At 71.2% G+C, this 13,097-nt stretch carries 10 protein-coding genes; 7 read left to right on the plus strand and 3 right to left on the minus strand.

What is annotated here, in order from left to right; genetic code table 11:
* Positions 1 to 56 precede the first annotated feature (56 nt).
* The gene (locus ACZ7GJ_RS00890) at positions 57 to 917 is read right to left on the minus strand and encodes a (2Fe-2S)-binding protein (protein WP_470748725.1); all 861 of its coding nucleotides are present in this window, start codon (positions 915 to 917) and stop codon (positions 57 to 59) included.
* 109 nt (positions 918 to 1,026) lie between these two features.
* Here ACZ7GJ_RS00890 and ACZ7GJ_RS00895 point away from each other — a divergent pair, with 109 nt between their 5' ends.
* Positions 1,027 to 1,704 carry a GntR family transcriptional regulator gene (locus ACZ7GJ_RS00895; RefSeq protein WP_470748069.1) on the plus strand — a complete coding sequence of 226 codons (678 nt, stop codon included), beginning with the start codon at positions 1,027 to 1,029 and terminating at the stop codon, positions 1,702 to 1,704.
* A 60-nt stretch (positions 1,705 to 1,764) separates the two neighbouring features.
* On the opposite strand, the gene ACZ7GJ_RS00900 is transcribed toward ACZ7GJ_RS00895, so the two are convergent.
* Together ACZ7GJ_RS00900 and ACZ7GJ_RS00905 are read right to left on the minus strand one after the other, a co-directional pair.
* On the minus strand, positions 1,765 to 2,550 hold the full coding sequence (locus tag ACZ7GJ_RS00900) for a hypothetical protein (RefSeq protein ID WP_470748071.1): 786 nt from the start codon (positions 2,548 to 2,550) through the stop codon (positions 1,765 to 1,767).
* A gap of 166 nt (positions 2,551 to 2,716) precedes the next feature.
* Positions 2,717 to 4,396 (minus strand): PucR family transcriptional regulator, encoded by a 1,680-nt coding sequence (locus tag ACZ7GJ_RS00905; protein WP_365926330.1) that lies wholly within the window; start codon positions 4,394 to 4,396, stop codon positions 2,717 to 2,719.
* A 254-nt stretch (positions 4,397 to 4,650) separates the two neighbouring features.
* Between ACZ7GJ_RS00905 and ACZ7GJ_RS00910 the strand changes: the two genes are divergently transcribed.
* The 6 genes from ACZ7GJ_RS00910 to ACZ7GJ_RS00935 all read left to right on the plus strand — a co-directional run bounded on the left by ACZ7GJ_RS00910 (position 4,651) and on the right by ACZ7GJ_RS00935 (position 13,018).
* Positions 4,651 to 5,547, plus strand: coding sequence for an FAD binding domain-containing protein (locus ACZ7GJ_RS00910; RefSeq protein WP_385226450.1), 897 nt, complete (start codon positions 4,651 to 4,653; stop codon positions 5,545 to 5,547).
* Positions 5,548 to 5,549: 2 nt separating this feature from the next.
* The gene (locus tag ACZ7GJ_RS00915) at positions 5,550 to 6,155 is read left to right on the plus strand and encodes a (2Fe-2S)-binding protein (protein ID WP_257553638.1); all 606 of its coding nucleotides are present in this window, start codon (positions 5,550 to 5,552) and stop codon (positions 6,153 to 6,155) included.
* A 2-nt stretch (positions 6,156 to 6,157) separates the two neighbouring features.
* Positions 6,158 to 8,563 carry a xanthine dehydrogenase family protein molybdopterin-binding subunit gene (locus ACZ7GJ_RS00920; RefSeq protein WP_470748074.1) on the plus strand — a complete coding sequence of 802 codons (2,406 nt, stop codon included), beginning with the start codon at positions 6,158 to 6,160 and terminating at the stop codon, positions 8,561 to 8,563.
* Positions 8,564 to 8,924: 361 nt separating this feature from the next.
* Positions 8,925 to 10,388, plus strand: a complete 1,464-nt coding sequence (locus tag ACZ7GJ_RS00925; RefSeq protein ID WP_470748076.1) for an NCS2 family permease — start codon at positions 8,925 to 8,927, stop codon at positions 10,386 to 10,388.
* Positions 10,389 to 10,467: 79 nt separating this feature from the next.
* On the plus strand, positions 10,468 to 11,619 hold the full coding sequence (locus tag ACZ7GJ_RS00930) for an XdhC family protein (RefSeq protein WP_470748078.1): 1,152 nt from the start codon (positions 10,468 to 10,470) through the stop codon (positions 11,617 to 11,619).
* A 127-nt stretch (positions 11,620 to 11,746) separates the two neighbouring features.
* Positions 11,747 to 13,018, plus strand: coding sequence for a YncE family protein (locus ACZ7GJ_RS00935; protein WP_470748080.1), 1,272 nt, complete (start codon positions 11,747 to 11,749; stop codon positions 13,016 to 13,018).
* Positions 13,019 to 13,097: the final 79 nt, after the last annotated feature.

The following is a 13,097-nucleotide window of genomic DNA, read 5'->3' on the forward strand; positions in this document are numbered from 1 at the left end:
ACTCCCGCTCGTAGAGGCCGGGTTGAGTTCGATTACGGTCAGCCGTACGGGTGGGTTCAGTCCGTGGCGGCCGTGGCGGCCGTGAGCCGGGAGATCCGGTCCGCGTCACAGGTGCGCGGGCAGGTGACGCAGGTGTCCTCGGGGCGGATCGTGTAGAAGAGGCAGCAGGCGGCCCGGTCGCGGGTGGACAGCCCGCGGTCGTCGGGGCCCGGCAGCGTGCGGAAGCCCGCGCCGCCGGTGTACGGGGCCGTGGCGCCGGGCAGCAGCAGCTCCAGCTCCCGCACGGCGCGGGCCTCCTCGCCGTCGCCCAGCAGGTGGCCGACGTACCAGAGGCTCTCGACGACCTCGTCGGTCACCATGCCCCACAGTGCGCGCCGCCCGCGCCGCATGCGCGGGGCGAAACCTTCCAGCACGGGACCGAGGTGCTCGGCCACCGCGGCCCGCACCTCGGCGCGCAGGGCCTCCTCGTCGGGCACGACCCGGGCCCCGGGGAGGCCGGCCGCCGGGTCGTCCGGGAGGCAGGCGAAGGTGCCGGGGCGGACCGCCATCCGGCCGAGGGTCCGGTGGAAGGAGACGTCGGCGGCGGGCAGCCGCGGCACGCGCCGGGCCAGGAACCACGGGACGGTGATCAGCAGGCAGGCCGGCCACGCGTAGCGGTGCAGGCCGAAGCCCGCGACCACGTCGGGCCGGGCCCGGCTGCCGTAGTCCCGCAGGACCTGGGCGTCGTCCCAGTCGAGGAAGGCGTCCAGCGCCGCGCCGCCGGCCGCGAGCTCGTCCGCGCCGACCCACCCCGCACCGCGAGGGGAGGGTTCGTGCGCCGAGAGCTCATCGACCCGCAGGCCGCTGTACGCCAGGGTCAGGCGCGCGTACGCGTCCGCCACCGGAGAGCCGGCCGGGGCGGACGTGCTGACGGCCATGACGGTCGTGACGGCCATGACGGACCACCGAATCACGCGATCGTTAACAGGTTAGCCTTACCTTACCCGATCTCGGTCAGGCCGTATCCTCGGAGCAGGTCGAGACCCGTTGGAGGACCGAGTGCACGACACGGCCCGAGCCCGGGTACCGGCACAGACCCGCAAAGTGGTGCGCCATTCGGTGCGCGGGCAGGTCCTCGACGCCCTGCGCGCGGCGCTGGTCGACGGCGAGCTGGTGCCGGGGGAGGTCTACTCGGGCCCGGCGCTCGGCGAGCGCTTCGGGGTCTCCGCGACGCCCGTGCGCGAGGCGATGCAGCAGCTGGCGCTGGAGGGGGCCGTGGAGTGCCTCCCGAACCGCGGCTTCCGCGTACTGGTCCGGACCGCGCGGGAGCTGGCGGAACTGGCCGAGGTACGGGCGCTGCTCGAAGTCCCGGTCATGCTCGGGCTGGCCCGTACGGTCGCCCCCGAGACCTGGGCGGACCTGCGCCCGGCGGCCGCCGCCACCGCCGAGGCGGCGGCGACGGGGGACCTGGCGGGGTACGCGGAGGCGGACCGGGCCTTCCACCGGGCGGTGCTGAGCCTGGCGGGCAACCAGCAGCTGGTCCAGGTGGCCGAGGAGCTCCACCGGCGGGCGCAGTGGCCCCTCCCGGGCACCCCGCGGGTGCGGCGGGCGGACCTCGTCGCCGATGCGGCCGAGCACGCGGCGCTGCTGGAGGCGCTGGTCGCCCGCGACCTCCCGGTGGTCGAATCCCTCGTACGGGAGCACTTCCGGGGCGTCTGCGCCTGAGCCGCCCAGGTCGTGTCGTCAAAGTCCCGTCTGGCCGGCGGGGCCTGGCACGTACGCTCCCTAGGCGGCGGGCGACGGGGCCAGCTGGTCCGCAAGCCAGGTCGGGATGCCTCCCAGCAGGTGGAACAGGCGCCGGGCCTCGGCGCGCAGCCGCGTCGCCTCCGGTTCCGGCTCGGCCTCGGCCAGGGCGGCCAGCGCCGGGGCCGTGCCGACCAGGAAGCCCAGGTCCTCCCGGATGCGGAGGGACTCCGCGAAGCCCTTGCGCGCCTCCGCGACCTCGCCGTCCCGCAACGCGAGCGCGGCCAGGTGGCGCCAGGTGAAGGACAGCAGCAGGGTGTCGCCGTGCGCGGCCGCCCCCGCGTGCGCCCGCCGGTACGCCGGCAGCGCCGACTGGGGGGCGTCGGCGAGGTGCTCCGCGACCAGGCCCCGGCGGAAGTCCAGCAGCGGCCTGGTGCGGGACCCCGGCGACAGCAGCGCCGCGGCCCTGCCCAGGGCCGAGCGGGCCTCGTCGGCCCGGTCCCGTACGCCGAGCACGGTGGCGGCGTACGCCAGGTGGCCCCGCTCGCAGGCGGCCGCACCGCGTTCGTCGTCGCTCGTGGCCACCGCTTCGGCGACGCGCAGGGCATCCTCCGCCTCGGCCCAGCCCTGGCCGGTGAACAGGCACCGCTCGACCAGCAGCGCGGTGCGCTGGACCGCGGCGCCCGCGTCGGCGGCATTGCCGATGTGCGGCGTCAGCAGCGCCGCCGCGTCGGTCCAACAGCCGCGGGAGCGCAGCCGCCATATCGCCCGCTGGAGGGGGTCGTCTCCCCCGGTAGTTCCGGCACCGGACATGGCGGTATCCGCCACATTGCCCTCCCCAAAGCAACCAAGCAGCACGTCGTTGAGCCCTGGGGCGAAATGAGAGCACGGATCGGCGGCTTCGGCCAAGGGGTCGGGTGAACTCTTTCACAAAGTCCGGACGGATCATCAGCCGCCCCTGCCCGACCCCCGTCCGCGCCGCAGCGGGATCTTCTCAGCTCATGCGCAGTGCCAGGAAGAAGTCGAGCTTGTCCTCCAGTCTGGACAGGTCACGTCCCGTCAACTGCTCGATTCGCCCGACCCGGTAGCGCAGCGTGTTGACGTGCAGGTGCAGCCGCGTCGCACAGCGGGTCCAGGAGCCGTCGCAGTCGAGGAACGCCTCCAGCGTCGGGATCAGCTCCGCCCGGTGGCGGCGGTCGTAGTCCCGCAGCGGGTCCAGCAGCCGGGCCGTGAACGCCCGGCGCACGTCGTCCGGCACGAACGGCAGCAGCAGGACGTGCGAGGCGAGCTCGTGGTGCCCGGCCGCGCAGACCCGGCCCGGACGGGCCGCGGCGACCCGGCGGGCGTGCCGGGCCTCCTCCAGCGCCCCGCGCAGCCCCTCGGCGGAGTGCACCGCCGCGCTGACGCCCAGGGTGAGCCGGCCGTCGTCGGCGAGACCGGCCTGCAGGGGCTCCCGTACGGACGCGAGCAGCTCGTCGGCGTGCAGCGCCGAGTCCGGGCCCTTGTCCTCGCCGCCGTCCCCGGACAGGGAGGGCAGCGGCACCAGGGCGATGGCCTCGTCACCCGCATGGGCCACCGCGATCCGGTCGGACGGCTCCGGCCCCGAGACGGACGGGTCGACCAGGATCTCCTCCAGCAGCGACTGGGCCACCGGGCCGCCGGGGATGTCCCCGCCGTCCCAGTCCACCCGGGCCACCACGACCTGCCAGTGCGGGGCGGCGCCCAGCCCGGGCAGCAGCACCGGGGCGGCCACCCGCAGGCGGGCGGCGATCTCGGCGGGCGGGGCACCCGTCTGGACCAGCTCCAGCACCTCCTGGGCGAGCCGGCGCCGCACCGTACGGGCGGCGTCGCGCCGGTCCCGCTCGACGGCGATCAGCTGGGTCACGCCCTGCAGCAGGTCCAGCCGCTCCGCGGGCCAGTCCCCGGCGTCGGCCTCCACGGCCAGCAGCCAGTCCGACAGCACGCTCTCGCGCACGTCGCGGGAGGCCGGAGCGGCCGGGCCGCGGCCATGTCCCCTGATCGGGAAGAGCGAGTAGGTAATACCCTGGATGGAGATCCTGTGCGGCCCCCTGCGGCCCGTCCGGACCGCCGCGAGGTGCTCACTGGCCAAGGCCGCGCACACGCCCGGTGCCAGCGGTTCACCCGCTCCGGCGATCTGGCGGCCGGTGGGGGACAGCACCCAGGCCCGCAGATCGAGGTCCGTGGTGAGCAGATCCAGCACGACGTCGGGTCCGCCACCGGCAGGACCGGAGGTCATCAGGCGCCGGTGGCGGTCGACGACGGCCGCGAGATCGCCCGCGCGCTCGCCGGAGACCTGCCGCACGACGTACTCGGTGATGGTGGCGAATGCAACGTCTTCGTTGACGGCGAACAGCGGCAGCCGATTGCGCCGACAGGCTGATACCAGATCGTCGGGGATGTCTCCCAGCTCCGCCTCGCCGGCCGCCAAGCCGGCGACGCCCGCGCTCGCGAGGATTCGTACGAACGGCTCGGAGTCGGCTGAATTCCGCCGCCAGGCCAGGCCGGTGAGGACGAGCTCGCCCCCGGTGAGGTATCGGCTGGGATCCCTCAGGTCGGTCGTCATGACCCCGCGGACCGTCCGGTCGAGTTCGTCCTCGCCGCCCAGCAGCCGCAGCCCCAGCGCCTCGGTTTCCAGCAGTGCGCGCAGCCGCATGATGTCGCCGCCGATCTGTCTCGAATGTTGCCGTTGGAAATCGGGCAGGTCGTTGCATCCTGCCTTTCATACGAATCTACAAGACGAGGGAGGTCGCCAGCCAACTCCTTCATGGTTTCGGTGACTGCACCCGGGGGACGCGCGGCTTGTGTACTGACTCCACACCGCGTTAACAGCACGTGAACGACCAGTCGAGGGCCTTTGGGCCCACTGGCTTGAAGTGAACGACCCGATTAAGAAGAAGAGAGCCGCACATGGACTTCCTTCGCCCCGCCAGCTGGGAGGAGGCGCTCGCCGCTAAGGCCGAGTTCCCCACAGCTGTGCCGATTGCGGGTGGCACCGACGTAATGGTCGAGATCAACTTCGACCACCGTCGGCCGGAGTACCTCCTGGACCTGAACCGCATCGGTCTGCTGCGGGAGTGGGAGGTCGGCGAGGACGTGGTCCGTCTGGGCGCCTCCGTCCCGTACACGCAGATCATGGAAAACCTCCGCACGGAGCTGCCCGGTCTCGCGCTCGCCTCGCACACGGTCGCGTCTCCGCAGATCCGCAACCGCGGCGGCGTCGGCGGCAACCTCGGTTGCGCGTCGCCGGCCGGCGACTCCCACCCGGCGCTGCTCGCGGCGGGTGCCGAGGTCGAGGTGGAGTCCGTACGCGGTTCTCGCCTGATCCCGATCGACGAGTTCTACACCGGCGTCAAGCGCAACGCGCTGGCCGCCGACGAGCTCATCAAGACCGTCCACATCAAGAAGGCGGACGGCCCGCAGCAGTACTCCAAGGTCGGCTCGCGCAACGCGATGGTCATCGCCGTCTGCGCCTTCGGCCTGGCGCTGCACCCCGAGACCCGGACGGTCCGTACCGGCATCGGTTCGGCCGCGCCGACCCCGATCCGTGCGAAGGCCGCCGAGGAGTTCCTCAACGCCGCGCTCGAAGAGGGCGGCTTCTGGGAGTCCGGCAAGGTCATCACCCCGTCGATCGCCAAGCAGTTCGGTGACCTCGCCTCCGGCGCGGCCAACCCGATCGACGACGTCCGCGGCACGGCGAAGTACCGCCGCCACGCGGTCGGCATCATGGCTCGCCGCCAGCTGGTCTGGACGTGGGAGCAGTACCGCGGTTCGAACAACGGCCGCTCGCTTGAAGGGGCTGCGTAATCATGCGCGTCAATTTCACTGTCAACGGTCGCCAGCAGGAAGCCGACGACGTGTGGGAGGGCGAGTCCCTTCTCTACGTCCTGCGCGAGCGCCTGGGCCTGCCGGGTTCGAAGAACGCCTGTGAGCAGGGCGAGTGCGGTTCCTGCACCGTCCGCCTCGACGGCGTGCCGGTCTGTTCGTGTCTGGTCGCGGCCGGTCAGGTCGAGGGTCGCGACGTCGTGACCGTCGAGGGCCTGGCGGAGTTCGCCAAGCAGCGCGAGGAGCACGGCCACGGCGGTGCCTGCGGCACCGGCGGCGGCTGCGGCAGCAAGGGCGTGTCCCTGGACGCGGCCAAGCAGTGGCAGGCCAAGCCGGGCGACTCGCAGACCGGCGAGGGCGTCGAGCTCTCCAACATCCAGCAGGCGTTCATCGACGCCGGCGCCGTCCAGTGCGGTTTCTGCACCCCGGGCCTCCTGGTCCAGGCCGACGCGCTGCTGGAGGAGAACTCCTCCCCGTCCGACCAGGACATCCGTGAGGCCCTCTCCGGCAACCTGTGCCGTTGCACGGGCTACGAGAAGATCCTCGACGCGGTCCGCCTCGCGGCCGCCCGTCAGGCAGAGGCGGTCTGACCATGGCCCAGAACACCCGTACCGTGCCCGCAGGCGCTCCCACGAACGTCAGCCAGAAGCACACCAAGGGCGGCATCGGCGAGTCCACGCTCCGCCCGGACGGCACCCTCAAGGTCACCGGTGAGTTCGCGTACTCCTCGGACATGTGGCACGAGGACATGCTGTGGGGCCAGACCCTGCGCAGCACCGTCGCCCACGCCGAGATCGTCTCCATCGACATCTCCGAGGCGCTCGCCATGCCCGGCGTGTACTCGGTCCTGACGTACGACGACCTGCCGGCCGAGATGAAGAACTACGGCCTGGAGATCCAGGACACCCCGGTTCTCGCCAACGGCCGGGTACGCCACCACGGTGAGCCGGTCGCCCTCGTGGCCGCCGACCACCCGGAGACCGCCCGCCGCGCGGCCGCCAAGATCAAGATCGACTACCGTGAGCTGCCGCTCGTCACCGACGAGGCCTCCGCCCTCGCCGAGGGCGCGCCGCTGATCCACGAGGGCCGCGACGACCACCACATCGGTCACGTCCCGCACCCGAACATCGTGCACCGCCAGCCGATCCTCCGCGGCAACGTGGAAGAGGCCCGCAAGCGCGCCGACGTCATCGTCGAGGGCGAGTACACCTTCGGCATGCAGGACCAGGCCTTCCTCGGCCCGGAGTCCGGCCTGGCCGTGCCGTCCGAGGACGGCGGTGTCGAGCTGTACGTCGCCACCCAGTGGCTGCACTCGGACCTCCAGCAGATCGCCCCGGTCCTGGGCCTGCCGCCGGAGAAGGTCCGCATGACGCTCTCCGGCGTCGGTGGCGCGTTCGGTGGCCGCGAAGACATCTCGATGCAGATCCACGCCTGCCTCCTGGCCCTGGCCACGAACAAGCCGGTCAAGATCGTCTACAACCGCTTCGAGTCCTTCTTCGGCCACGTGCACCGCCACCCGGCGAAGCTCTACTACGAGCACGGCGCCACCAAGGACGGCAAGCTCACGCACATGAAGTGCAAGATCGTCCTGGACGGCGGCGCCTACGCGTCCGCTTCCCCGGCGGTCGTGGGCAACGCCTCCTCCCTCTCCGTCGGCCCGTACGTCATCGACGACGTCGACATCGAGGCGATCGCGCTCTACACGAACAACCCGCCCTGTGGCGCGATGCGCGGCTTCGGCGCCGTCCAGGCCTGCTTCGCGTACGAGGCCCAGATGGACAAGCTCGCGGCGAAGCTGGGCATGGACCCGGTCGAGTTCCGCCAGCTCAACGCCATGGAGATGGGCACGATCATGCCCACCGGCCAGGTCGTGGACGCCCCGGCGCCCGTCGCCGAGCTGCTGCGCCGGGTCAAGGCCCGCCCGCTGCCGCCGGAGCGCCAGTGGGAGTCGGCCGGCGAGGGCGCGGACGTCCGCGCGCTGCCCGGCGGTCTGTCCAACACCACCCACGGTGAGGGCGTCGTCCGCGGCGTCGGCTACGCGGTCGGCATCAAGAACGTCGGCTTCTCCGAGGGCTTCGACGACTACTCGACCGCCCGCGTGCGCCTCGAGGTCATCAACGGCGAGCCCGTCGCGATGGTCCACACGGCCATGGCGGAGGTCGGCCAGGGCGGTATCACCGTCCACGCGCAGATCGCCCGTACCGAGCTGGGCGTCACGCAGGTGACCATCCACCCGGCCGACACCCAGGTCGGCTCCGCCGGTTCCACGTCCGCCTCGCGGCAGACGTACATGACCGGTGGCGCGGTGAAGAACACCTGTGAGGCCGTCCGCGAGGCCCTGCTGGAGATCGGCCGTCGCAAGAACGGCTCGTACCACCCGGCCTGGGCCACCGCCGAGCTGCTGCTCGAAGGCGGAAAGGTCGTCACCGACGGCGGCGAGGTCCTCGCGGACATCGCCGACATCCTGGAGGGCGAGGAGGCGATCGACCTCGAACTCGAGTTCCGCCACCACCCGACCGTCCCGTTCGACCTGGTCACCGGTCAGGGCAACGGCCACGTCCAGTACACCTTCGCCGCGCACCGCGCGGTCGTCGAGGTGGACACCGAGCTCGGCCTCGTCAAGGTCGTCGAGCTGGCGACCGCCCAGGACGTCGGCAAGGCGCTGAACATGCTCTCCGTGGTCGGCCAGATCCAGGGTGGTACCACCCAGGGCCTGGGCGTCGCGATCATGGAAGAGATCATCGTGGACCCGAAGACCGCGAAGGTGCGCAACCCCTCCTTCACGGACTACCTGATCCCGACCATCCTCGACACCCCGACCATCCCGGTCGACGTCCTGGAGCTCGCCGACCCGAAGGCGCCGTACGGCCTTCGCGGAATGGGCGAGGCCCCGACCCTCTCGTCCACCCCGGCCGTCCTCGCGGCGATCCGGCAGGCGACCGGTCTGGAGCTCAACAAGACGCCGATCCGTCCGGAAGCCCTCACCGGCACCCTCTAGGACGGCGCGGTCCGGGGGCCGAGAGGCCCCCGGACCCCCCAAAGACTCTCCGGGCGGTGTGACACGGGAACGTCACACTTGCCAGTCCCACCGCCCGGAGCACGAAGTCCGGAGTTCGAAGTACCGCACCGCTCGCGGTCCGTTTCACCGGCAGTACCCCCGCAACAACCCTTGGTGGCACCCAACACCCCCGGTGCCGCCGGCAGTACCGCAAAACCCCCGCAGTACCCGCAGTACACGCAGTGAACATTCGCGTCGCCTCGGGCCGTCACCCCGGGTCGTGCAGCCAAACGCAGTTTCCCAAATCCCGCGTCTCCAATCTTTATGCGGGTGCCCCTTTGAACCTTGGGAGTTAGGCACCATGACCCAATCGTCTGTGGAGCCCAAGACCAGTGCGGAAGAGGCCGGCGACGGCTCTCGTACCCCCGCAGGCCGATCTTGGCTCGACCGGTACTTTCACATAACGCACAGAGGCTCCAACGTCGGCAACGAGGTCCGTGGCGGTATCACGACCTTCATGGCCATGGCGTACATCCTCCTGCTCAACCCCCTGCTCCTCTCGGGCAAGGACGTCGACGGTGCCACCATGGCCACCTCGGCGATCATCACCGCCACGGCGTTCGCCGCGGCCGTCTCGACGCTCCTCATGGGCTTCGTCGGCAAGGTGCCGCTCGCGCTCGCCGCCGGCCTCTCCGTGTCCGGCGTGCTGGCCTCGCAGGTAGCCCCCCAGATGACCTGGCCGCAGGCCATGGGCATGTGCGTGGTCTACGGCGTCGTGATCTGTCTCCTGGTCGTCACCGGCCTCCGAGAGATGATCATGAACGCGATTCCCCTCGCGCTCAAGCACGCCATCACCATGGGCATCGGCATGTTCGTCGCCCTCATCGGCCTCGTGAAGGCCGGCTTCGTGGGCCGGGGCCCGGAATTCGGTCCCCCTGTCCAGCTCGGCTCCGTCGGCGAGCTCGCCGGCTGGCCCGTCCTCATCTTCTGCCTGACCCTGCTCGCCATCTTCATGCTGCAGGCACGCAAGGTTCCCGGCGCGATCCTGATCGGCATCGTCGGCGGAACCGTTCTGGCCGCGATCGTCAACGCCATCGCGGACATCGACCCGAAGGCCTGGCGCAGCGGCCCGCCGGAGCTCAGCGGCTCCGCGGTCTCGATGCCGGACTTCTCGCTCTTCGGTGACGTCTCCTTCGGCGGCTGGGGCGACGTCGGCTACATGACGGTCGGCATGATCGTCTTCACCCTGGTCCTGGCCGGCTTCTTCGACGCGATGGCCACCATCATCGGCGTCGGCACCGAGGCCAAGCTCGCCGACGACAAGGGCCGCATGCCGGGCCTGTCCAAGGCCCTGTTCATCGACGGTGCCGGTGGCGCCATCGGTGGCATCTCGGGCGGCTCCGGCCAGACCGTCTTCGTCGAGTCCGCCACCGGCGTCGGTGAGGGAGCCCGTACCGGTCTCGCCTCCGTCGTCACCGGCCTGTTCTTCGCCGCCTGCCTCTTCTTCACCCCGATCACGCAGATCGTCCCGGGTGAGGTCGCCTCCGCGGCCCTGGTCGTCATCGGCGCGATGATGATGCAGAACGCCCGCCACGTGGACTGGGCCGACAGCGCGACCGCGATCCCGGTCTTCCTGACCGTCGTGATCATGCCGTTCACCTACTCGATCACCGCTGGTGTCGCCGCCGGTGTCATCGCGTACGTCGCCATCAAGATCGCTCAGGGCAAGGCCCGTGAGATCGGCGCCTTCATGTGGGGTCTGACCGCGATCTTCGTGGTCTTCTACGCCCTGCACCCGATCGAGGGCTGGCTCGGGGTCGGCTGACCCGGGCGGACCTGATCCGTACCAAACCGCACCCTCCACGTATCCGATACTGGAGACCGAACCCTCCGAGGAGGCCGCAATGCTGGACATCGCCGAGGAACTGAACCGGTGGGTCGAGCAGGGACGTGACTTCGCCGTCGCCACGGTCGTGGCGGTCGGCGGGAGCGCGCCCCGGCAGCCCGGGGCGGCGCTCGCCGTCGACGGCGAAGGCACCGCGATCGGTTCGGTCTCCGGCGGATGCGTGGAGGGTGCGGTGTACGAGCTGTGCCGCCAGGCGCTGGAGGACGGCGAGACCGTCCAGGAGCGCTTCGGCTACAGCGACGACGATGCCTTCGCCGTGGGCCTGACCTGCGGCGGGATCATCGACATCCTCGTCACCCCGGTCCCCGTGGGCTCTCCCGAACGGGAGGTGTTCGCGGCGGGCATCGCCGCCGCCGCCCGCGGGGAGGCGGCGGCGGTCGCCCGGATCGCCGAGGGCCCGGCCGAGCTGATGGGCCGCGCGGTGCTCGTCCGTACCGAAGGCGCCTTCGAGGGCGGACTCGGAGGACACCCCGAGCTCGACCGCACCATCGCCGAAGAGGCCCGCGCCATGCTCGACGCCGGCCGGACCGGTGTACTGGAGATCGGGGCCGACGGCAGGCTCTGCGGAGAGCCGCTCAAGGTGCTGGTCGAATCCAGCGTCCCGCCGCCGCGGATGATCGTGTTCGGCGCCATCGACTTCGCCTCCGCCCTGGTGCGGATCGGCAAGTTCCTCGGCTACCGGGTGACCGTGTGCGACGCGCGGCCCGTGTTCGCGACGAAGAACCGTTTCCCCGAGGCGGACGAGATCGTCGTCGACTGGCCGCACCGCTACCTGGAGAGCACCGAGGTCGACGGCCGTACCGTCCTGTGCGTGCTCACCCACGACGCCAAGTTCGACGTCCCGCTCCTGGAGATGGCCCTCAAGCTGCCTGTCGCCTACGTCGGTGCCATGGGCTCCCGCCGCACCCACGAGGACCGCAACAAGCGGCTCCGCGAGGTCGGCGTGACCGAGCTGGAGCTGGCCCGCCTGCGCTCCCCGATCGGCCTGGACCTCGGCGCCCGCTCCCCGGAGGAGACCGCGCTGTCCATCGCGGCCGAGATCGTCGCCAACCGGCGCGGCGGCAGCGGCGCCGCCCTGACCGGCGCGCACATCCCGATCCACCCGGACCCCGCGAACACGGCCGTCAGCCGGATCGGCTCCGTCGCTTGAAGAGGTCCGCTGCCGTAGCGCGGTGAAGAAGTGAGCAAAGGGCGCACCCCGTGAGGGTTGCGCCCTTCAGCTGTCCCGTCTATTTTACCGGCCGGTAACAGCGCTTCTTGATAACGGAGTTGAGCGGATGTCCCGGACCTTACGCACGCCCCGCACCCCCTTGCGCCTGCTTCTCGCCGTCTGCGCGCTGGCCGCGGGCACCCTCGCGGCAGGCCCCGCGCCGGACCCCGCGCCGGGCGAGGCCCCCGGCCTGCGCGAGGTGCTGTTCGTCGGCAACAACTGGGAGGGCACCGCGGATGTCGTGGCCTCCACCGGGGACCTCGCCAAGGTGGGCCGGATCAACGTCATCCCGGACAAGGACGAGCGGCTGCGGGAGATCTACCTCAACCCCATCAAGCTCGGCTACTTCCTGGGCATCCGCGCCACCGCCGGTGAGGGCCACGACCAGTTCGTGGACGACATGTACACCACCCCGGACGGCTCCGCCGTCGTGGCCTCCCGCCCCAGTTTCGCCGACGTCGTCTCCATCGACGTACGGACGGGTCGCATCAACTGGCGCTTCCCGGTGTCCGGTTACCGCTCCGACCACATGGCGGTCTCCCCGGACGGCGCCCGCGTCGCCGTCTCCGCCTCCACCGCCAACACCGTGCACGTCCTCGACATCGCCACCGGCCGCCAGGTCGGCTCTTTCGCCACCGGCGACAAGCCGCACGAGAACACCTTCACCCGCGACGGCCGCTTCCTGTGGAACAGCTCCATCGGTGACGTCACCTCCGCCCTCGACGCGCCCTGGCTGGACTGGACGAAGGGCGACCGGAAGATCACCGTCGTCGACGCGCAGACCTTCCGCACCGTCCGGGTGCTCGACATGCGCGAGCGGCTGAACGCCTTCGGCCGCTCCGACCTGTCCGACGCGGTGCGGCCCGTCTCCTTCAGCCCCGACGAATCGAAGCTCTACTTCCAGGTGTCGTTCTTCAGCGGGTTCGTCGAGTACGACGTCGCCGCCGACCGGATCACCCGGATCAAGACCCTGCCCCAGAACCCCGCCACCAGCGCCGACCGCACCACCTGGGTCAACGACTCCCGCCACCACGGGATGTCCATGAGCCCGGACGGCGTCAAGCTCTGCATCGCGGGCACCATGGACGACTACGTCACCGTCGTGGACCGCGCCACCCTCACCGAGGGGCCGCTGGTGCCCGCCTCGAAGCCGTACTGGGCCACCGTCGACGGCGACGGCACGGGCTGCGTGATCTCCGAGAGCGGCACCGACCAGATCACCGCCATCGACTTCGCCACCGGGACCAAGCGGGTCTCCGTACCCGTCGGCGACCATCCGCAGCGGATCCGCATCGGCCACGTTCCGGCCGGCTGGACCGGCCCGGTGAGCGGGCGCTGAACAGATCACTCGGGCAGATCGGGCCATGCGGATCGGGCCATTATGAGGTGACCGGTCCGCGATGACCGATTAGTCTGCC

The sequence above is a fragment of the Streptomyces sp. NPDC037242 genome (assembly GCF_055604165.1).